The sequence below is a fragment of the Streptomyces sp. NPDC031100 genome (assembly GCF_055570785.1).
Window position 1 is genome coordinate 120,949 of record NZ_JBVIGN010000001.1, and the last position, 20,135, is coordinate 141,083.

The window sequence follows — 20,135 nt, forward strand, 5'->3', positions numbered from 1 at the left end:
CGAAGGGGGTGAATGGGGGAATCCTCAACCCCCCCCTAAACGCCCCCCCCCAGGGGAGAAAAACGACCCAACAGGGCGGGGGGCGAAAACAACCCCCCCCCCCCCCCCGCCGCATTCGGGCATCCGGACCGCCCGCTCCCACCCCGCACCGGACAGCCGCGCAGGTCCGAGGCGGGCACCCCGTACGGCAAACGGGCACACACGGGCAGTATCGGACCCACAACAGACCTGGTCAGCGCCGCACACCCGCTGTAGAACTTCCCACATGGGCCCGAACGGGCAGCTCCACAGGGAAGTGGGTGACGACATGACCACGAGGACGGCGGAAGAACGCCAGCGCGAGATCGTGCTGGCCGCGCGCGCCACCGGCGCGGTCGACGTCACCGCGCTCGCCGCTCAGCTGGGCGTGGCCAAGGAGACCATCCGGCGCGACCTGCGCGCCCTGGAGGACCACGGGCTGGTCCGTCGCACCCACGGCGGCGCCTACCCGGTCGAGAGCGCCGGTTTCGAGACGACACTCGCCTTCCGCGCCACCAGCCACGTCCCCGAGAAGCGCCGGATCGCGGCCGCCGCGGCCGAGCTGCTGGGGGACGCGGAGACGGTCTTCGTCGACGAGGGCTTCACCCCGCAGCTCATCGCCGAAGTCCTGTCCACGGACCGGCCGCTGACCGTGGTCACCGCGTCCCTGCCCGTCGCGGGCGCCCTCGCCGAGGCCGAGAACATGTCGGTGCTGCTCCTCGGCGGGCGGGTCCGCGCCGGCACGCTGGCGACCGTCGACCACTGGACGACGAAGATGCTGGCCGGCTTCGTCGTCGACCTTGCTTACATTGGTGCCAACGGCATCTCTCGCGAACACGGCCTGACCACCCCGGACCCCGCGGTCAGCGAGGTCAAGGCCCAGGCCGTCCGGGCCGCGCGGAGGACGATCTTCGCGGGCGTTCACACCAAGTTCGGAGCGGTCAGCTTCTGCCGGTTCGCCGAGGTCGGCCAACTGGAGGCGATCGTGACCAGCACACAGCTCCCGGCGGCCGAGGCCCATCGCTACTCCCTGCTGGGCCCGCAGGTCATCCGGGTCTGAAAAACAAACTCACTCCCCCGAGGGCCTCTCCATACCCTGTACTGCCCCTTATATCCCGATAAATCCAGGAGCGATCCATGCGAACCCCGAGCCGACGGAGGCCGCGAGCCACACTCGCCGCGGCCGCCGCAGGGACGCTGCTCGCCCCGCTGCTCTCCGGCTGCTGGGCCGGTGCGGGCGGGTCCGGTTCAGGCGGCGACTCCATCAACGTGTTGATGGTCAACAACCCCCAGATGACGGAGCTCCAGAAGCTCGCCCCCCGCTTCACCCAAGAGACCGGAATCAAGGTCAACTTCACCGTCCTGCCCGAGAACGACGTCCGCGACAAGATCAGCCAGGACTTCGCCAACCAGGCGGGCCAGTACGACATCGCCACCCTGAGCAACTACGAGATACCGATCTACGCCCGCAACGGCTGGCTGCACGAGATGGACTCGTACGTGGCGAAGGACCCGTCGTACGACGAGCAGGACGTGCTGAGGCCGATGCGCGAGTCCCTGACCGCCAACGACGGCAAGCTCTACGGCCAGCCCTTCTACGGCGAGTCGTCCTTCCTGATGTACCGCAAGGACGTGTTCGCCGCGAAGGGTCTGACGATGCCCGCGCATCCCACCTGGCAGCAGGTGGCCGACCTCGCCGCGAAGGTGGACGGCGCCAAGCCCGGCATGCGCGGCATCTGCCTGCGCGGCCTGCCCGGCTGGGGCGAGATGATGGCGCCGCTGACCACCGTCGTGAACACCTTCGGGGGCACCTGGTTCGACAAGAGCTGGAAGGCCCACCTCGACTCCCCCGAGTTCGAGAAGGCGACGAAGTTCTACGTGGACCTCGTCCGCAGCCACGGCGAGTCCGGTGCGCCCCAGTCCGGCTTCGCCGAGTGCCTCAACAACATGACCCAGGGCAAGGTCGCCATGTGGTACGACGCCACCTCCGCGGCCGGCCTGCTGGAGGCGAACGGCTCCCCGGTCAAGGGCGAGCTCGGCTACGCGCCCGCGCCCGTGGAGAAGACGCCGTCCTCCGGCTGGCTCTACACCTGGGCCTGGGGCATCCAGAAGGCCTCCCGCAATCCGGACAAGGCCTGGAAGTTCGTGTCCTGGGCGTCCAGCAAGCAGTACGAGCAGCTGGTCGGCGACACCAGCGGCTGGTCCAACGTCCCGGCGGGCAAGCGCGCGTCGACGTACACCAACGCCGCCTACCGCAAGTCGGCCGCCGCCTTCCAGGAGATGACGAAGGAGGCCATCGAGACCGCCCGCCCGAACGACCCCGGCGTACAGCCGCGCCCCGCGCCCGGCATCCAGTTCGTCGGCATCCCCGAGTTCACCGACCTCGGCACCAAGGTCTCCCAGGAGATCAGCGCGGCCATCGCCGGGCGCCAGTCCACAGGCTCGGCCCTGAACAAGTCCCAGCAGCTCGCCGAGCAGATCTCCAAGGAGTACAAGGGGCGATGACAGCGACGACAGCACCCTGTGCAGCAACACCGGTACGCGCGACGCGGAAACCCTCCGCCCGCCTGCGCGCCTGGGCCACCCGGGCCCCCCTCATGCCCGCGCTCGTCTTCATGATCGTCGTGACCCAGCTGCCGTTCGTGGCCACGGTGGTGATCTCCCTCTTCGACTGGAACTCCCTCTACCCGAAGGCCCGCCACTTCGCCGGCTTCGACAACTACCGCCATGTCCTGACCGACGCGGACCTGCGCCACTCGGTGCTGACGACCGTGCTGCTCACGGTGACGGTGGTCCTGGTCAGCCTGGTCCTCGGCCTGGCGCTGGCGCTGCTCCTGGACCACAGGTTCCTCGGCCGGGGCATCGTCCGCACCCTGCTGATCGCCCCGTTCCTGGTGGTCCCGGTGGCCGCGGCCCTGCTCTGGAAGCACGTCCTGTACAACCCCGAATACGGCCTGCTCAACGGCCTGTTGCACTACGTCGGCGGCCCGCAGCCCGACTGGATCTCCAACACGCCGCTGATGGCGGTCGAGGCCGCCCTGGTGTGGCAGTGGACGCCCTTCATGATGCTGATCCTGCTCGCCGGTCTGCAGAGCCGTGACCCGGAGCAGATCGAGGCCGCGCGGGTGGACGGCGCGAACGAATGGCAGGTGTTCCGCTATCTGACGCTCCCGCACCTGCGCCGCTACCTCGAACTCGGCGCCCTGCTGGGGTCGATCTACATCGTCCAGAACTTCGATGCGGTCTTCACGATCACGTCCGGCGGCCTGGGCACCGCCAACCTTCCCTACACCGTGTACCAGAGCTTCTACCAGGCCCACGAGAACGGCCTCGCCTCGGCCGCCGGCGTCCTGGTGGTCATCGGCTCGATCATCATCGCGACCTTCGCCCTGCGCGTGGTGTCGTCCCTGTTCCGCGAGGAGGTGTCCCGCGCATGAGCGGCATCGCCGAACTCATCAGAAAGCACCGGGGCCTGAGCATCGGCCTGATGGCCTGGCTGGCCGGCATCGTGTTCTTCTTCCCCATCGCCTGGATGGCGCTGACGTCCTTCCACTCCGAGGCGGACGCGGCGACCAACCCGCCCTCCTTCGGCGCCGCCCTCACCCTGGACGGCTACCGCGAGTTCTTCGGCAGCGGCGGCGGGGCGAGCCCCTGGCCGGCGCTGATCAACTCGACGGTCGCGTCGGTGTTCTCGACGGTCTGCGTGCTGCTCCTCGCCCTGCCGGCGGCGTACGCGCTGTCGATCCGGCGGGTGAAGAAGTGGACGGACGTCCTGTTCTTCTTCCTGTCCACGAAGATGCTGCCGGTGGTGGCCGGGCTGCTGCCGATCTACCTGTTCGCGAAGAACACCGGGATGCTGGACAACATCTGGTTCCTGGTCATCCTCTACACCTCCATGAACCTGCCGATCGCGGTGTGGATGATGCAGTCGTTCCTCGCCGAGGTGCCGGTGGCGGTGATCGAGGCGGCGCAGATCGACGGCGCCCGGCTGCCGACGATCCTCGCACGCGTGGTGGCCCCCATCTCGCTGCCCGGCATCGCCGCCACGGCCCTGATCTGCTTCATCTTCAGCTGGAACGAACTGCTCTTCGCCCGAGTCCTCACGGGCGTGGTCGCCGGGACCGCCCCCGTCTTCCTGACCGGCTTCATCACCAGCCAGGGCCTGTTCCTGGCCAAGGTGTGCGCCGCATCGCTCGTCGTCTCCCTGCCGGTGCTCGCCGCGGGGTTCGCCGCCCAGGACAAGCTGGTCCAGGGCCTGTCGTTGGGAGCCGTGAAATGAAGGCCGCCGTCATCGAGTCCGTGGGCCGCGCCGTCGTCGCCGAGGTACCGGACCCGACGCCGGGCCCCCGCGAGGTGGTCGTCGAGGTGGCCGCCTGCGGCCTGTGCGGCACCGACCTGCACATCCTCCAGGGCGAGTTCGCGCCCAAGCTGCCGATCGTGCCCGGGCACGAGTTCGCCGGCGCGGTGGTCGGCGTGGGCAGCCAGGTCACCGAGGTCGCGGTCGGCGACCAGGTGGCGGTGGACCCGTCCCTGTACTGCTACGAGTGCCGTTACTGCCGCACCGGTCACAACAACCTCTGCGAGCGCTGGGCCGCGATCGGCGTGTCGACGGCGGGCGGGGCGGCACAGTACGCGCTGGCCCCGGTGGCGAACTGCGTGAAGCTGCCCGAGCACGTGCGCACCGCGGACGCGGCCCTGGTGGAACCCCTGTCCTGCGCGGTGCGCGGCTACGACGTCCTCCAGTCCCGCCTCGGCGCCCACGTCCTGATCTACGGCTCCGGGACCATGGGCCTGATGATGCTGGAGCTGGCCAAGCGGACCGGCGCGGCCAGCGTGGACGTGGTGGACATCAACCCGGCCCGCCTGGAGACGGCCCGCCGGCTCGGCGTCTCCGGTGCGGCCGGCAGCGCGGACGAGCTGGACCGCCCGCAGGGCTGGGACGTGGTGGTCGACGCGACCGGCAACGCGAAGGCGATCCAGGACGGCCTGGACCGGGTGGCGAAGGCCGGCACGTTCCTGCAGTTCGGGGTGGCCGACTACGCGACCCGCGTGACGATCGACCCGTACCGCATCTACAACCAGGAGATCACCATCACCGGTTCGATGGCGGTCCTGCACAGCTTCGAACGGGCGGCCGAGCTGTTCGCGAACGGAGTGCTGGACCCCGAGGTGTTCATCAGCGACCGGATCCCGCTGGAGCGGTACCCCGAGGCGCTGGAGCAGTTCGCGTCGGGGGTGGGGCGGAAGATCGTGGTGGTGCCCTGAGCCGATCGGGGGTCCGCTCGTCGGTAAGGGAACGGTAAAGCGGTGTCGTTCGTTCACCCGGCATGACAGCTATGACCCCTGGCTCGAACATCCCTCTGTCGGTCGCCCGCGTGACGGTGGACGTCTCCGCACCGGTGCGGCTCGACGTGTCGGGCCTGCTGCTCACCGCCGACGGCAAGGTGCGCTCCGACGACGACTTCATCTTCTACAACCAGCCCGCCGGCCCGGGCGTGACGTACACCTCCGGCGGCGGTGCGGCACCCGACGCGATCACGGTCGACACCGCCGCCGTGCCGCCGGAGATCGAGAAGATCGTCGTCACGGCCAGCCCGGACGCGGCCGGCCAGACCTTCCAGGGCATCGAGCCGACGGCCACGATCCGGGACGCGGACGGCGGCTCGGCCCTGGCCACGTTCACACCGCCGCAGCTCGGCACGGAGACGGCACTGGTGGTCGTGGAGATCTACCGGCGCAACGGCCAGTGGAAGGCCCGCGCCGTCGGCCAGGGGTACGCCAACGGACTGGCGGGCATCGCGACGGACTTCGGCGTGACGGTGGAGGAGCCGGCCGCCGCGCCGACGGCCCCGCAGCAACCTGCCCCGGCACCCGTCGCACAGGCACCGGCCGCCCCAGCCGCCCCGCCGGCTCCGGCGCCCGGAGCCGGGAAGATCAACCTGGACAAGGGCCGGGTCAGCCTCCAGAAGAACCAGACCGTGTCCCTGGTCAAGGGCGGCCGCCCGCTGCTCTCCCTGGTGCAGATGGGCCTCGGCTGGGAGCCCGCGTTCCGCGGCAAGGACATCGACCTGGACGCCTCCGTCATCGCCTACGGCCCCCAGCGCAACGCCATCGACAGCTGCTACTTCGGCAAGCTGACGATCCTGAACGGCGCGATCAGGCACTCCGGCGACAACCTCACCGGCGAGGGCGGGGGCGACGACGAGGTGATCACCGTCGACCTCGGCCGTCTCCCGCAGGAGGTCACCGGCCTGGTCTTCACGGTCAACTCCTTCTCCGGCCAGAAGTTCACCGAGGTCGCCAAGGCCTACTGCCGCCTGGTGGACGCGGCCACCGGCGAGGAACTGGTCCGCTTCGACCTCACCAACGCCGAGCCGCAGACGGGCGTGATGATGGCCAAGCTGATCCGGCAGTTCTCCGGCGAGTGGGACATGACGGCGATGGGCGACTTCGTGAAGGCGCGCACGGTGAGGAACATGGTGGATCCGGGGGCACGGGCGCTGTAACTCCTTGGCTGCGAGCGCGCGGGGGCTGGTCGCGCCCACGCGGCGGAGCCGCATCTGGGGGGACCCCCAGGGCGGCACGGGTGGGCGCAGCGGCACCCGGCCAGTGCCGGTGAGCGCGCCCACCCCCGGCCCAGCCCGACAGCGGCACCGGAAAGCCCGCTCCAGCTACGGCCGCAGTCCCTCCGTCAGCAGTGACAGATAGCGCCGGATCTCCCGCCCCTGCCCGTTCGCCAGCTCCGACGCCAACGCCACGCCATGCGCCAGGCGCAAGACCTCGACCGGCTCAATGTCCTTCCGCAGGCTGCCCTCCCGCTGCGCCGCCCCCACCAGCCGCCGCGCCGCATCCGACAGAGAGGTCCCGCAGGCCGTGGCCGCGACGGAGCTGCCGTCGGTGACGGCCGAACCCAGGAGCGCCTTCATGCCGCGCACCTGGATCGTCCCGACGCACACCTCGTTGAGCCACTCCACCAGCGCCTCACCCGGCGGCAGCTCCGCGGCGAACTCGTCGGCCCTCGCCGCCATGGCCTTGATCCGGTCCACGTACGCGGCCTCCAGCAGATCCTGCCGGGTCGGGAAGTGCCGGTAGAGGGTGCCGGAGCCGACGCCGGCGCGCTTGGCGATGTCGTCCAGCGACGCGTTCTCCCCATGCTCGGCGAAGGCCTCGGCCGCCACCTTCAGCAACCTCTCGTAGTTGCGCCGAGCGTCCGCACGCATGGGTCTGACCCGCGTCATCCAGATACTCCTTGCGAACCGGGGATCCTCTCCGCAGCCTATCGAGCACCGATCGCAGACGGTCCCCGCCGCCGCCCGGTCAGTGCCGCTCCGGTGGCTCGTACCCGCCGGTGGCCGGGTCCGGTCCGAGGTTGCGGCGTACCGCGCCGGTGCCCAGGCCGATCGTGGCCCGCGTCCGCATGGGGCCGTCACCGCGGCGGGAGAGCAGTTGGATCTCGTCCACACGCGCGTGCAGCACGCCGAGCCGCGCGGCGCATTCGGCCGCGAGGACGCGCGGGACGCGGGTGCGCCCGAGGGAGAGGTGCGGGGTGAAGCGCGGGAAGCGATCCGTGCAGTACGGGAAGGGCTCCGCCAGCGCGCGCCGGAGCTCCGTCCAGGGCGCGGCGTCGGCCGCCGCGGGGTCGAGCCACACGGTGGCGTAGGACCGGTGGCGGAAGGCGTGGACCCCACTGAGCCGGATGTCGAAGGGGTCGCACCCGGCAGCCGCGGCGGCCAGCAGCGGGAGCGCCGCCGGGAAGTCCTCCTCCGGTACGAAGCCGAAGACCAGGTTCACATGGGGCGGCCAGCGACGGATCTGCGGGTCGTGCTCGGCGCGGATGCGCTGGATGGCGGGCCAGAGTTCGGCCGGGGGAAGCCATACCACGGCGGTCCGGGGTGTGGCGGCCGACTCGAGGCGGCCGAAGGGTTCGGCCGGGCCGGGCGTCGAGGGGCGGGACACACCGCCATCATGGCCCCGCCCGCCGACGGTCGCCGCCCCTGGACTCCGGCGGATGGCTCACGGCCCCCGGACACCCACAGCGCGGAGCGCTCAGGCAACCGACGTCTGCATGTCAACCGAAGTGTGGGAGAGACGCTCAACGCCACCCACGGACTTGCGACTGTGCTTCGACACCGAGTACTTGTGACCGTGCTTCGCCCCGTGGTGCTTGTGGCCATGCCTCGACACCTGGTGCTTGTGACCAGGCTTGGACACGTGGTGCTTGTGGTGCTTGTGGTGCTTGTGAGCGGGCTTCGACACCTCATGCTTATGCCCAGGCTTCGACGCCTCGTGTTTGTGACCAGGCTTCGACGCCTCGTGCTTATGAGCAGGCTTCGACACCTGATGCTTGTGCCCGGGCTTGGACGCCTCGTGCTTATGACCAGGCTTCGACACCTGGTCCTTGTGACCAGGCTTCGACGCCTCATGCTTATGAGCAGGCTTCGACGCCTGCTGCTTTTGACCAGGCTTGGGCGCCTCGGGCTTGTGCACAGGCTTCGACGCCTGCTGCTTACTCCCAGGCTTCGACGCCTGCTGCTTCTGGTCGTTCCCCTTCGCCTCCTGCGGAGTCCCGTGCGCTTCGGAGTGCGACTCGACGGTCGAGGCTCCCGACGTGACCACGGCGCTGGCCTGAGCGGAAGCCACCGCGGAGACCTGTTGCGGACCGTCGGAGTCGTCGGCGAAGCCGACGCCTACGCCGAGGGTGGACATCCCCGCGACCACTGCGGCCACGAGTGCTGCGCGCTGAAACGTGCGCATCTTCTAACCCTTTCTCACCTTAAGTATGATGTCTCAAGCTTGAATACTTAGCGTGAGAATAGAATCACAGATCGTAGCAATTAGTGATCTTAGGCAGGTTGCCGTGTCGGCGACTGGAACAGGGCACTGTAGGCGTTCAGCGCGGGCTGTCCGCCCAGATGGGCGTAGAGCACGGTCGAGTCCGCGCCGATCTCGCCGCGCCGTACGAGGTCGATGAGCCCGGCCATGGACTTCCCCTCGTAGACGGGGTCGGTGACCATGCCCTCCGTCCGCGCGGCGAGCCGCATCGCCTCCAGGGTGGCCTCGTCCGGGATGCCGTAGGTCCCCGCGTGGTACCGCTCGTCCAGTTCGACGGTCATCTCGCCCTTCACCCCGATGAGTCGACCGGTGGCGTGAGCGATCCGGGCGATCTGCTCGCGGGTGCGGGCGGGCTCGGCCGAGGCGTCGATCCCGAGCACCCGGCGCGGCCGCCCGCCGGCCTCCTCCAGCGCGCGGAATCCGGCGACCATGCCCGCCTGGGTGGACCCGGTGACCGAGCACACGATCACCGTGTCGAAGAAGAGCCCCAACTCCTGCTCCTGCTCGGCGACTTCGTACGCCCACCGGGCGAAGCCGAGGCCGCCGAGCGGGTGGTCGGAGGCGCCCGCCGGGATCGCGTACGGCTTTCCGCCCGCCTCCTCGACGTCCCGCAGCGCCTGCTCCCAGCTCTCCTTGAACCCGATCCCGAACCCGGCCCGCACCAGCCGCACCTCGGCCCCGGCGAGCCGGCTGATCAGGATGTTGCCGACCTTGTCGTACACGGAGTCCGGCCACTGCACCCAACTCTCCTGGATCAGCACGCACTTGAGCCCGGCGCGGGCGGCGACGGCGGCGACCTGGCGGGTGTGGTTGGACTGCACCCCGCCGATCGAGACGAGCGTGTCGCAGCCCTGTGCAAGCGCGTCGGCGACCAGGTACTCCAGCTTGCGGGTCTTGTTCCCGCCGTAGGCGATCCCGGAGTTGCAGTCCTCCCGCTTGGCCCACAGGGTGGCGCCGCCGAGGTGGGCGGTCAGGCGCTCCAGGGGGTGCACGGGCGAGGGGCCGAACAGCAGCGGATAGCGGGCGTAGGACGACGGGGACACGGGGCCTCCAGGGTCAGTCGGGGTCGGCCAGGTCGGCGAGGGTGCGCCAGATGTCGGCCGTGACCCGGACCGCGCCGGCCACGTCACCGTCGGCACAGGCCCCGATCAGCCGCTCGTGCAGCCCGGCCGAGCGGCAGGAGCCGCCCTCGCCGAAGCGCTGCCGTTCCAGGCGGCGGATGAGGGGGGTGTAGCGGGCGACGGTCGCGGCGGCCGCACGGTTGCCGCTGACCCGGATCAGGACGTCGTGCAGCTCGTCGTCGGCGCGCAGGGCCTCGTCCACATCACCCGCGCGTACAGCGGCGGCGAACCGGTCGTTGGCCGCGCGCATCCGATCGACGTCCGCCGGGCGCAGCCGGGGTACGGCGACCCGGGTGACCAGTTCGTGCAGGGCACCGACCACGGCCGCCGCGTCCCGTACGTCGGCGGCGACGAGCGGGGTGACGCGCGTGTAGCTCTGCGGCTTGCTCTCCAGCAGCCCCTCGTCCACGAGCCGCGCGAAGGCCTCGCGCACGGGTGCCCGGGACAGCCCGAGCCGCTCGGCCAGGTCGGCGTCGCGCACCACCGCGCCGGGCTCGATCTCCCCCGCCACGATGGCATCCCGGATCGCTGCGTAGGCGCGGTCCCGGAGCAGGGTGCGGGGAAGGGGTCGTAGCGTCTCCACGGACTGAAATGTTAGATATCAGTGGCATTCATGGGAAGGGGTGTGGCCCGCACCCCCCGTAGAAGTGCGGGCCACGATCAGGTCCGGCCGCGGTTTCAGGCCTCCCACGGCCAGCTGGAGTCGCGCGCGCCCTCAAGCAGGCTCACCATCCGGAAAGCCGAGTCCGAAAGGCCGCCGAACGTGTGCCGGTTCCCCGTGCCCGACGGGCCGTGGCCCGCCCGGTAGCCCTCCAGGTTCCAGGTGTAGACCGGGATGCGGTCCGGGATCTGGGCCGTCGGGTCGCCGTGCTGGTGCGGGGCGTACTGCTCGTCGGTGACGATCAGCACCCGGTCGTGCTTCTTGTAGTGCCGGCGGACCGCCTCGGTGGTGTCGGTGCCGCCCAGGTTGCCGAAGCGCTCCAGGATCTTCAGCACCGACTCGCCCTTGCGGAACTCCACCTCGGCGCTGGTCGAGCCGAACTCGACCAGGTCGGCGTCCTCCGCCCGCAGCGCGAGCGCCGTGCCGAAGATCGCCGCCGCGTCGGCCCGGGTGAGCTGGGCGCGCTCGGACACCGGCGACCAGAACATCGAGCCCGAGCGGTCGACCAGGACCAGCGTCCGGCCCGGCAGCGCGGGCACGTTGGCCAGCGAGTGGCCGAGTGCCTGCTCCAGCGGGTACGCCCAGCGCAGCGAGGGCGCGTGCCGATAGGCGGCCAGGTAGCGGAACGGGAACTGTCGCGAGCGTGCCACCTGCTCCGGGTCGCTGATCTTCGCCGCGACCCGGGCGGCGACCTCGTCCGAGACGCCCGCCTCGTCGAAGTTCCGCAGGTTGCGGACCAGCGCCATCGCGCCCATGGACGGGATCACGGCCTCCCAGGCCGCCTTGTCCATCGGGCCCTGCAGCCAGCCGGCCAGCGCCTCCCACGTGATACCGGCCGCCGCCAGCCGCTCGGCGCCGCCGGGTGCGGTGACGACCGCCCGCCGCTGCTCGACGGGCAGCGCCATCAGCTCGCGGTGCGCGGTGAGCACCGGGCTCGACGCGGGCGGCTCGGCGGTGTCCGGGTTGTGCCGCCGGTCGAGCGCGTACCGGAACAGCTCGCCCTGCCACGACTTGTCCGCGGCCGGCGCCGCGTGCACCAGGTTGAGGATGTCGCCGAAGCGGTAGCCCTTGGACGCGGTGTCGTACTTCAGCAGCGACTTGGCGTGGTACAGCCGTCGTACGGCGTCGGCGACGCCGCGCTTGACGGGCTTGGGGATGGCGCGGCCGTACGTCGCCGTCCAGTAGGCGAGCAGTTCGCCGGGCTCGTCCGGGCGCTGGAGCACGGAGTCCACGACCTGCCGGTTGGACGGGCCGTCGGTGGCACCCGCCGTCAGCCGGGCGTGCACGTACTCGGCGGCGCCCACGATCGAGGCCGTCCGCATGTTGCCCTCGCCGCGCAGCCAGCGGAGCAGGCCGGCCGTAAAGTCCGGGTCGCTGACGGCGAGGTCGCGGACGAGGCGGGTGAACCGGTCGTCGCGGTCGGCGCCGCTCTCGTAGAAGGTCTTCTGCGAGACGAAGTCGGAGACCGCGAGAAGGAAAAGCTCGGAGCGCGGCTCGCGCTCCTGGCCCAGGCCGCCCTGGTAGGTCCGCAGAATGCGGCCCGTCGACGTCACCGCCGACTTCAGCTGCGCCTTGGCGGCACGCGTGTTGAATCGCGCCATGGTGAATTCCCCCGAATTCATTCGTGTTTCGGAGGGAGGCACAGCAAATGGAGGGTGTCCGAGGTCAGGAGTCGGCGGCGGACTTTACCCAGATGCTCTTCCGATTGAGCTACACCGACCCGAGGTCGATGACGGGACTCGAACCCGCAACCGTCCGATCCAATGAAGTAACCGCTGCCTGCGCACCGGACACCCACCATGTGCTGCGCCTCCCGAGATCAATTCGGCGGCGGTCATGGGATTCTCTTTGGAAAAGAAGTAACCGCAGCCTGCGCACCGGGAGGTGCATGAAGTTTTCGGTGTCCAGAGATCGAGGTCGGCGGAACCGACGTGTTGGTGCTCTAACCCCTGAGCTACACCGGCTTGTTGGAGCCGGTGGCGGGACTCGAACCCGCGGCCTCCCCGTTATGAGCGGAAGTAGGTCCTGCCTGTCGCACCTGGACGAGGATCACTTTAGGAGGGGAGCCGCGGGACGAGCGAGCGAATTAATCACCGTGCGGACGTCAGTCGCACTTCTGCCGCTTCCAGGGGCCGGTGATGGCGAGCATGATGCCGGGCTCCTGGATGTTGGCGAACAGGGTGCGGCCGTCGGGCGAGAAGGTGACGCCGGTGAACTCGCTGTACTCGGGGGCGGATTCGGTGCCGATGTTGAGCTCGTTGCGGGCGATGGGGTACGTACGGCCGCTCTCCGTCGCGCCGAACAGGTGCTGGATGCCCTCGCCGTCCTCGGCGATGACCAGGCCGCCGTACGGGGAGACGGTGATGTTGTCCGGGCCGTCGAAGTTGCCGTTGTCGGCGGCAGGGTCCGGGTTGACGCCGAGGAGGACCTTGAGGGTCAGGGTGCGGCGCTTGGGGTCGTAGAACCAGACGGCGCCGTCGTGCTGGACGGGGCTCTCGGTACGGGCGAAGGAAGACACGACGTAGGCGCCGCCGTCGCCCCACCACATGCCCTCGAGCTTGCGGGCGCGGGTGACCTGGCCCTCGGTGAACTGCTTGCGCACCGAGACGGTCCTGGCGTCACGGTCGGGGACGTCGACCCAGTCGACGCCGTACACGGTCCCGATCCTGGTGGCGCGAGACAGGTCGTCCACGAACTTGCCGCCGGAGTCGAAGCACTTGAAGGCCTGGAGCACGCCCGCGTCGTCGGCGAGGGTGCGCAGCTTGCCGCGGCCGTGGCGGTAGCCCTCCGGCGGGGTCCAGCGGTAGAGCAGGCCGTTGGGGTTGCCCGCGTCCTCGGTCAGGTAGAGGTGGCCGCGCCTGGGGTCGACGACGACGGCCTCGTGGGCGTAGCGGCCCAGCGCCTTGACGGGCTTGGGGGCCTGGTTGGCGCGGCGGTCCTCGGGGTCGACCTCGAAGACATAGCCGTGGTCCTTGGTCATGCCGTTCTGGCCGGCCTTGTCCTCGGTCTCCTCGCAGGTCAGCCAGGTACCCCACGGGGTGTTGCCGCCCGCGCAGTTGGTGGAGGTACCGGCGATGCCGACCCACTCGGCCACGTGGTCGCGGCGCACCTCGACCACCGTGCAGCCACCGGAGGCGGCGGGGTCGTAGACGAGGCCCTCGGTGAGCGGCACCGGGTACTTCCAGTTGGCGCGCGGGCCCTTCAGCTCGTGGTTGTTGACGAGGAGGGTGGCGCCGCGGGGGCCGTCGAAGGTGGAGGTGCCGTCGTGGTTGGACGGGGTGAACTCGCCCGACTCCAGCTTGGTCTTCCCGCTGTAGGTGATGATCCGGTACTCGAAGCCCTCGGGCAGCGCGAGGATGCCGTCCGGGTCGGGGATCAGCGGGCCGTAGCCGACGCCGTGGTGCCCGTACGCCGACTCGCCGTCCACGGTCTCGATGTCGTCCGTGGCGGCGAGGGCGTTCGGGGCGGTAGCGAGGGCGCCGACACTGCCCGCCAGTGCGACCCCGGCACCGGTGATCGCGGATTTTCTGGCGAAGTCCCTGCGGGTGAGCGACATGGTCTCTCCTGTGACGGTGGGCGTGCCGTGGAGGGTGGCGGGGCCGCGGTTCGGCGCACACGCTCCCGCCACCTTTTGAACGGGAGTTGAACACCCGGCTACGTCAGATACCCCGGTTCCATGAATCCGTCGGCATCGCCCCACGGCCAGCAAAAGCACCAGCCATGGTCACACCCGGCAGCGACTCACCCCGCTTGCTGGGAGCGCGCCTTGAACGCGGCCTTCCGGGCCTCCTTGGCCACCTTCTTGTCCGGATGCAGCCGCCCCATCGCCTCCAGCACCTCCGCGGTGGCGGGATGCTCGACCCGCCAGGCGGCCGCGAAGAACCCGCTGTGCTGCTCGGCCAGCCCCTCCACCAGCGCCTGGAGTTCCTCCGAGTTGCCCTCGGCGGCCAGCTGCGCGGCCACCGTGTCGATGGTCAGCCAGAACACCAGCTCCTGCGAGGGCGCGGGAACGTCGGAGGCGCCCCGCTCGCTCAGCCACACCCGGGCGAGCCCGCCCAGCTCGGGATCGTCGAGGACATCCCGCAGCGCCGGCTCGGCCTCCGGGCCGACCAGGGACAGGGCCTGCTGGCAGCGCAGCCTGCGCAGCGGCGCGGCCGGGTCGGCGCCCCGCGCCGCCGCCAGCAACTCCCGTGCCGCGGCGAGCGGTTCACGCCGGTCCAGCCACTGTTCGGTCTCCGCCCGCGCGGCGAACTGCCCGAAGTGGGCGGTGCCGTCGAGCAGTACGTCCGCTCCCTTGTCGGCGAGTTCACCGACCGCGGGCGCCTCGAATCCGGCCTCCAACAGCCGCGCCCGCAGCCCGTACACGCCGAGCGGGGTCAGCCGGACCATGCCGTAGCGGGAGACGTCGGTCTCGTCCACCGGTGCCGCGGGCTCCTCGTCCGCGTCGGCCATGAGTGCCTCGTCCACCGGCTGGTACTCCACGAGTCCGACCGGCTCCAGCATCCGGAACTGGTCGTCGAGGCGCATCATCGCGTCGGAGACCTGTTCGAGGACATCGTTGGTGGGCTCGCCCATGCCGCTGGGGACGATCATCGAGGCGGCGAGGGCGGGCAGCGGCACCGGGCTCTCGCCGGGGCCGTCCTCACTGACGGTCAGCAGATAGAGGTTGCCGAGGACGCCGTCGAGGAACTCCGCCTCGGCCTCCGGGTCCCAGTCGAGTGACGAGAAATCGACCTCGCCGCCCTCCTCCATCGCCTCGACGAGACCGTCCAGATCGGGCACGCTCGCGTCCCCGACGACGGCTTCCAGGGCGGCCAGCCACACGGTGAGCACGTCGTGCGGGGAGCCACCGGTGAGCAGCGCCAGTTCCGCCCCGGCGGCGACGGTCCCGGCCTCCTCGTCGGTGATCTCGACCAGCCCGGCGTCCAGGGCCACCCGCCAGGCCTCGCCGGCATACGCGGCGGCGTCGTCCCCGCTCAGTCCGAGCAGCTCGGCGGCGGCCGGAAGCTGTTCCTCCACCAGCCCGCCGCCGGCGTCCACGCGGGTGTCGGGCCCGGCCCAGCGGGCGAGCCGGGCGGCACGGGAGAGCACCGGCGTGGACAGCGCGGCACGCGCCAGCTCCGCTTCGGGGTGCAGCCGTACGGGCGGCAGGGGGGAGCTGTCTGACATCGGCTGGTTCTCCTCGGACCGTGAAAGCACTCAGCCGCTCAGCGTAGACGGATTTCCACCCATGCCGCCCGGTTCATCTCTCCGTCGGCGGCCGCACATGGCCGAAACCTTGACAACTCCCGCCAGCAGGCAGGAGATTGACGCGCGTAGAAGTTGGGGGGACAACTGTTCACTCTGCTCTACGCGTGTCACACAGGGCTACGGCCCGGCACGCTCCCGTCACCACCTCGTCCCGGCGCTCATGTACGCCCCCGGAGGGATTCCCTTGCCGAGCAGGTCTTCCGCGCGCCTCGCCGCGCTCACCGTCGCCGCCGTCTGTTCCGCCGCGTCGGCCGTCGTCCTCACCTCGCCTGCGCACGCCGACTCCGTGCGCATCCACGACATCCAGGGCACGACCCGAATATCGCCGTTCGCGGGCCAGAAGGTCACGGAGGTGCCCGGCGTCGTCACGGCCACACGCACCTACGGCTCCTCCAGAGGCTTCTGGATCCAGGACCCGACGCCGGACGACAACCCGGCGACCAGCGAGGGCGTGTTCGTCTTCACCAGCTCCACGCCGAAGGTCGCGGTCGGCGACTCGGTCACGGTGACCGGCACGGTCTCCGAGTACGTCCCGGGCGGCGCCTCCTCCGGCAACCAGTCGGTGACGGAGGTCACCAAGCCGACGATCACCACCGTCTCCACCGGCAACGCGGTGCCCGCGGCGACCCTGATCGACGAGGACTCGGTGCCGGACGAGTACGCCCCGGCCGGCGACACGGCCGCGGCCGGCTCCGTCAACGGCCTGGCCCTGGACCCGTCGACGTACGCCCTGGACTACTACGAGTCCCTGGAGGGCATGAACGTCCAGGTCGCCGACGCCCGCGTGGTCACCGCCACCGACCCGTACAGCGAGCTGTGGGTCACGGTGAAGCCGTGGGAGCACCGCAACCGCCGCGGCGGCACGGTCTACGGCTCCTACGAGTCCCAGAACACCGGCCGGCTGCAGATCCAGTCGCTGGGCTCGACCGCCGACTTCCCGAAGGCGAACGTCGGCGACGCCCTGGAGGGCACCACCACGGGCCCGCTGGACTTCAACCAGTTCGGCGGCTACACCCTGGTCGCGAGCAAGCTCGGCACGCTGGAGAACGGCGGCCTCAAGCGAGAGACCACGCAGAAGCAGTCGCGCGGCGAGCTGGCGGTGGCCACCTACAACGTCGAGAACCTCGACCCGTCGGACGCCACCTTCGACCAGCACGCGGCCGCGATCGTGAACAACCTGCAGTCGCCCGACATCGTGTCCCTGGAGGAGATCCAGGACAACAACGGCGTCAAGGACGACGGCACGGTCGACGCGAGCGAGACGGTCAACAAGCTGATCGACGCGATCGTCGCGGCGGGCGGCCCGACGTACGACTGGCGCTCGGTCAACCCGGTCAACGACCAGGACGGCGGTCAGCCGGGCGGCAACATCCGCCAGGTGTTCCTGTTCAACCCGCAGCGCGTGTCCTTCGTGGACCGCGCGGGCGGCGACTCCACCACCGCGGTCGGCGTCACCAAGGTGAACGGCAAGGCGCAGCTGACGATGTCGCCGGGCCGGATCGACCCGGCGAACGCGGCCTGGAACAGCAGCCGCAAGCCGCTGGCCGGCGAGTTCGTCTTCCGTGGCAAGACGGTGTTCGTGATCGCCAACCACCTCAACTCCAAGGGCGGCGACCAGGGTCTGACCTCGCAGTACCAGCCGCCGGTGCGCAGCTCGGAGATCCAGCGCCACGCACAGGCGACCGAGGTGAACGCGTTCGTGAAGGACATCCTGTCGGTCCAGAAGAACGCGAACGTCATCGCGCTCGGCGACATGAACGACTTCGAGTTCTCCGGGACCGCGAAGATCCTCGAGGGTGACGGCGAGCTGTGGTCGGCGATCAAGTCGCTGCCGAAGAGCGAGCGTTACACCTACGACTACCAGGGCAACGAGCAGGTCCTGGACCAGGTCCTGATCAGCCCGGCGATCCGGCGCGGGTGCGACTTCGAGTACGACAGCGTGCACGTCAACGCGGAGTTCAACGACCAGATCAGCGACCACGACCCGCAGGTGCTGCGGTTCCGCCCGTAACCCTCTGCGACCTCAGGACTGGCTGAACACGCCGTTCAGCCAGTCCTGCCAGGCGGTCTCGTTCGCCTGGGCGTCGGCGTCCGGCGCGAAGTCGTGGACGCTGATGCCGAGCGGCGCGCCCCAGTGGCCGCGGCCGAAGAAGCGGATGAGGGCGTTGTCGGTGCGCAGCCCGATGAAGTACGGGTTGCGGTAGTCGAGTACGGCGTCCAGGGTCCGCCCGCCGGGCCCCCGGGCGCTGACCTTCGTGCCCGCGGCCGTGTCGTCCGCGAGGCCCAGCGCGCGTGCGACGGCGGCGAGCGCCTCCGTGGTCTGCGAGGCCGCGGGTCCCTCCAGCTGGGCGAAGGTGACCGGGCGGGGCGCGAAGTGCGTGAGGTACTCGCACAGGGTGTGCAGATAGAAGTTGGTGTGCTTGCTCGCGCCGTCGTACTGGTTGTTCCAGTCGTCGGTGAAGATGCCGCTGTGGACGTAGCGCACCCAGGCGCGGCGGCCCTCGTCGCGGGGCTCGATGGTGTAGTCGAGCTGGTTGACGGTCTGGATCGGGAAGCCGACGTCCTCACTGCGGTTGGTGTAGCGGTGGGGCGGGTCCCAGGCGGTCACGGTGGACCCGAAGGGCCCGCTGCCGCCCACCCGGGGCTCGGGCGGGTCCATCGGCCAGAGGTAGCCACCGGTTCCGGTGGTGATCGCCTCCCACACCTTCTCGGGCGGGACGTCGACCTCGAACTCGCGGACGATCTCGAATTCCTTGGACATGGCGGGGCTCCTGCTGCCTACTTTTCCGGTTCGGGGGCGGGCTGGTCCTTGACCGTGGGATGGAGGGCGACGACGATCCGGTGGTCACGGCCGCCCTCGGCGTCGGTGGCGTCGTACTTGCGGATCAGGGCGCTCACGCCCGCCGTCAGCTCCTGCACGAAGGCCGCGCGGTCGGCGGCGGAGGCGAAGCGGACCTCGCCGTCCAGGGCGTAGGTCGCCAGCCGCTTGCGGGCCCGTTCGGCGCCGGTGATCAGCGCGCCGACGTCCCGCACCAGGCGGGCGCCGAGCGCGAGCAGCCAGCGCGCGGAGAGCTGGTCACGGAAGCGGTCCGGGTCCGGCTGCACGGGGGCGAGCGCGGTCGGCGAGATGACGTACGACGCTGCGGTCGCGCGCATCAGCCGCTCGGTGACATTGCCCTTGCGGCGCTCTCCGGCCAGCTCGACCAGGCCATGCCGCTCCAGCGCCTTGAGGTGGTAGTTCACCTTCTGCCGGGGCAGTCCGACCTGGCCGGCCAGCATCGCCGCCGACGCGGGTCCGGCGGCCAGCTCGGCGAGCAGCCGGGCCCGTATCGGGTCGAGCGATACGGCTGCCGCCTCGGGGTCCTCGATCACGGTCACGTCCAGCATGCGTCCACCCTCGCACCGAAAACTTTTTTTGTCCAGGCAGTCAGAGTTTTCGGTGAGAGGGTGACGGGAGCCGCTCGGTGGAGCCGGGTGCCGGGGTGAGGTCAGTGGTGGTGCTGCCTGCGCCACACCATGCCCGCCGCGGCCGCGGCTGCGGCCAGTGCGCCCAGGACAAGGGCCTGTCCCGGATGGCGTGGGCCCTCGTGCAGCGCCTCGCGCAGGCGTCGCAGGGGTTCCGGTGCGGCGCCCTCCGCGCGGTGTCCCGTGCGTCCGGCCCGCTCCTGCAGGGCGTGCCCGGTCCTGGTCGCCCTGTCACGCACGGTGTGTCCGGCGTGGGCGGCCCGGTCCTGCACCGCGTGCCCGGTCCTGAACGCGCGGTCCTGCATCGCATGGCCGGTGCGGGCCGCCCGGTCCTGGACGGCATGCCCGGCGTGGGCGGCCCGGTCCTGCATCGCGTGCCCGGTCCTGCTCGCCCTGTCGTGCACGGTGTGTCCGGCATGGGTCGCACTCTCGCGCAGCTGGACGGTCATGGCGCCGGCCTTGTCCCGCAGGTCGGCGGCCCGGGCCCGGGCCCGGCCCGTCACATCGGCCTTGTCCACGAAGTGTGCGATGGTGTCGCCGAGTTGGCTCCTGGCATGCTCGATCTGCTGCCGCAGCTCGTCGGGTCCCTTGGCACCCGAGCCGTGCGGAGTCCTGTCCTTCATCGGTGTGCCCTTTCCCTGATCACGCCGACGTCCGCCGCGCCGCCACCGAGCGTCTCCTCGGGTGCGGGCGGGTCGGCGCGGCGCTGCCGGGCGCGTCCGGTCGCGGGCCGGGCGCGCGCCGTCGCGGTCACGGTGCTCCGCCTCCTCTCCGTACGGAACATCCGA

19 protein-coding genes are annotated in these 20,135 nt (G+C 70.5%); 7 read left to right on the forward strand and 12 right to left on the reverse strand.

What is annotated here, in order from left to right; genetic code table 11:
• Nucleotides 1-307: 307 nt before the first annotated feature.
• The 6 genes from ACZ5DS_RS00590 to ACZ5DS_RS00615 all read left to right on the forward strand — a co-directional run bounded on the left by ACZ5DS_RS00590 (nucleotide 308) and on the right by ACZ5DS_RS00615 (nucleotide 6,524).
• Nucleotides 308-1,078, forward strand: a complete 771-nt coding sequence (locus ACZ5DS_RS00590; protein WP_468232552.1) for a DeoR/GlpR family DNA-binding transcription regulator — start codon at nucleotides 308-310, stop codon at nucleotides 1,076-1,078.
• Nucleotides 1,079-1,155: 77 nt separating this feature from the next.
• A complete protein-coding gene (locus ACZ5DS_RS00595; RefSeq protein WP_468232554.1) occupies nucleotides 1,156-2,523 on the forward strand; it encodes an ABC transporter substrate-binding protein in 1,368 nt (455 codons plus the stop codon).
• The gene (locus tag ACZ5DS_RS00600) at nucleotides 2,520-3,455 is read left to right on the forward strand and encodes a carbohydrate ABC transporter permease (protein WP_468232556.1); all 936 of its coding nucleotides are present in this window, start codon (nucleotides 2,520-2,522) and stop codon (nucleotides 3,453-3,455) included. Before ACZ5DS_RS00595 ends, ACZ5DS_RS00600 begins: the two co-directional genes overlap by 4 nt.
• A complete protein-coding gene (locus ACZ5DS_RS00605) occupies nucleotides 3,452-4,297 on the forward strand; it encodes a carbohydrate ABC transporter permease (RefSeq protein WP_468232557.1) in 846 nt (281 codons plus the stop codon). The genes ACZ5DS_RS00600 and ACZ5DS_RS00605 overlap by 4 nt, the downstream gene beginning before the upstream one ends.
• Nucleotides 4,294-5,283, forward strand: a complete 990-nt coding sequence (locus ACZ5DS_RS00610) for a zinc-dependent alcohol dehydrogenase family protein (protein WP_468232559.1) — start codon at nucleotides 4,294-4,296, stop codon at nucleotides 5,281-5,283. Before ACZ5DS_RS00605 ends, ACZ5DS_RS00610 begins: the two co-directional genes overlap by 4 nt.
• Nucleotides 5,284-5,354: 71 nt before the next feature.
• Nucleotides 5,355-6,524 carry a TerD family protein gene (locus ACZ5DS_RS00615; protein WP_468232561.1) on the forward strand — a complete coding sequence of 390 codons (1,170 nt, stop codon included), beginning with the start codon at nucleotides 5,355-5,357 and terminating at the stop codon, nucleotides 6,522-6,524.
• Nucleotides 6,525-6,689: 165 nt separating this feature from the next.
• Here ACZ5DS_RS00615 and ACZ5DS_RS00620 read toward each other — a convergent pair whose 3' ends face one another.
• The 8 genes from ACZ5DS_RS00620 to ACZ5DS_RS00655 all read right to left on the reverse strand — a co-directional run bounded on the left by ACZ5DS_RS00620 (nucleotide 6,690) and on the right by ACZ5DS_RS00655 (nucleotide 15,801).
• Nucleotides 6,690-7,256 (reverse strand): TetR/AcrR family transcriptional regulator, encoded by a 567-nt coding sequence (locus ACZ5DS_RS00620; RefSeq protein ID WP_468232563.1) that lies wholly within the window; start codon nucleotides 7,254-7,256, stop codon nucleotides 6,690-6,692.
• Nucleotides 7,257-7,335: 79 nt separating this feature from the next.
• Nucleotides 7,336-7,974: a 2'-5' RNA ligase family protein gene (locus tag ACZ5DS_RS00625; RefSeq protein WP_468232565.1), complete on the reverse strand. Its 639-nt coding sequence runs from the start codon at nucleotides 7,972-7,974 to the stop codon at nucleotides 7,336-7,338.
• A 90-nt stretch (nucleotides 7,975-8,064) separates the two neighbouring features.
• Nucleotides 8,065-8,772 carry a hypothetical protein gene (locus tag ACZ5DS_RS00630; RefSeq protein ID WP_468232567.1) on the reverse strand — a complete coding sequence of 236 codons (708 nt, stop codon included), beginning with the start codon at nucleotides 8,770-8,772 and terminating at the stop codon, nucleotides 8,065-8,067.
• Nucleotides 8,773-8,861: 89 nt separating this feature from the next.
• Entirely contained in the window at nucleotides 8,862-9,893 is a 1,032-nt protein-coding gene (locus ACZ5DS_RS00635) for a 1-aminocyclopropane-1-carboxylate deaminase (RefSeq protein ID WP_468232568.1), read from the reverse strand.
• Nucleotides 9,894-9,906: 13 nt separating this feature from the next.
• Nucleotides 9,907-10,554 carry a GntR family transcriptional regulator gene (locus ACZ5DS_RS00640; RefSeq protein ID WP_468232570.1) on the reverse strand — a complete coding sequence of 216 codons (648 nt, stop codon included), beginning with the start codon at nucleotides 10,552-10,554 and terminating at the stop codon, nucleotides 9,907-9,909.
• Nucleotides 10,555-10,649: 95 nt separating this feature from the next.
• Entirely contained in the window at nucleotides 10,650-12,233 is a 1,584-nt protein-coding gene (locus ACZ5DS_RS00645) for a TROVE domain-containing protein (protein WP_468232572.1), read from the reverse strand.
• Between the two features lie 503 nt (nucleotides 12,234-12,736).
• Complete coding sequence (locus ACZ5DS_RS00650; protein ID WP_468232574.1) at nucleotides 12,737-14,188, reverse strand: alkaline phosphatase PhoX; 1,452 nt, start codon at nucleotides 14,186-14,188, stop codon at nucleotides 12,737-12,739.
• 185 nt (nucleotides 14,189-14,373) lie between these two features.
• The gene (locus ACZ5DS_RS00655; RefSeq protein WP_468232576.1) at nucleotides 14,374-15,801 is read right to left on the reverse strand and encodes a hypothetical protein; all 1,428 of its coding nucleotides are present in this window, start codon (nucleotides 15,799-15,801) and stop codon (nucleotides 14,374-14,376) included.
• Nucleotides 15,802-16,066: 265 nt separating this feature from the next.
• Between ACZ5DS_RS00655 and ACZ5DS_RS00660 the strand changes: the two genes are divergently transcribed.
• The gene (locus tag ACZ5DS_RS00660) at nucleotides 16,067-17,893 is read left to right on the forward strand and encodes an endonuclease/exonuclease/phosphatase family protein (protein WP_468232578.1); all 1,827 of its coding nucleotides are present in this window, start codon (nucleotides 16,067-16,069) and stop codon (nucleotides 17,891-17,893) included.
• A 12-nt stretch (nucleotides 17,894-17,905) separates the two neighbouring features.
• On the opposite strand, the gene ACZ5DS_RS00665 is transcribed toward ACZ5DS_RS00660, so the two are convergent.
• The 4 genes from ACZ5DS_RS00665 to ACZ5DS_RS00680 form a co-directional block, all read right to left on the reverse strand.
• Nucleotides 17,906-18,643, reverse strand: a complete 738-nt coding sequence (locus ACZ5DS_RS00665; RefSeq protein WP_468232580.1) for an SRPBCC family protein — start codon at nucleotides 18,641-18,643, stop codon at nucleotides 17,906-17,908.
• 17 nt (nucleotides 18,644-18,660) lie between these two features.
• Complete coding sequence (locus tag ACZ5DS_RS00670) at nucleotides 18,661-19,269, reverse strand: ArsR/SmtB family transcription factor (protein WP_468232582.1); 609 nt, start codon at nucleotides 19,267-19,269, stop codon at nucleotides 18,661-18,663.
• Nucleotides 19,270-19,370: 101 nt separating this feature from the next.
• Nucleotides 19,371-19,970 carry a DUF3618 domain-containing protein gene (locus tag ACZ5DS_RS00675; protein ID WP_468232584.1) on the reverse strand — a complete coding sequence of 200 codons (600 nt, stop codon included), beginning with the start codon at nucleotides 19,968-19,970 and terminating at the stop codon, nucleotides 19,371-19,373.
• Nucleotides 19,967-20,101, reverse strand: coding sequence for a hypothetical protein (locus tag ACZ5DS_RS00680; RefSeq protein WP_468232586.1), 135 nt, complete (start codon nucleotides 20,099-20,101; stop codon nucleotides 19,967-19,969). Before ACZ5DS_RS00680 ends, ACZ5DS_RS00675 begins: the two co-directional genes overlap by 4 nt.
• Nucleotides 20,102-20,135: the final 34 nt, after the last annotated feature.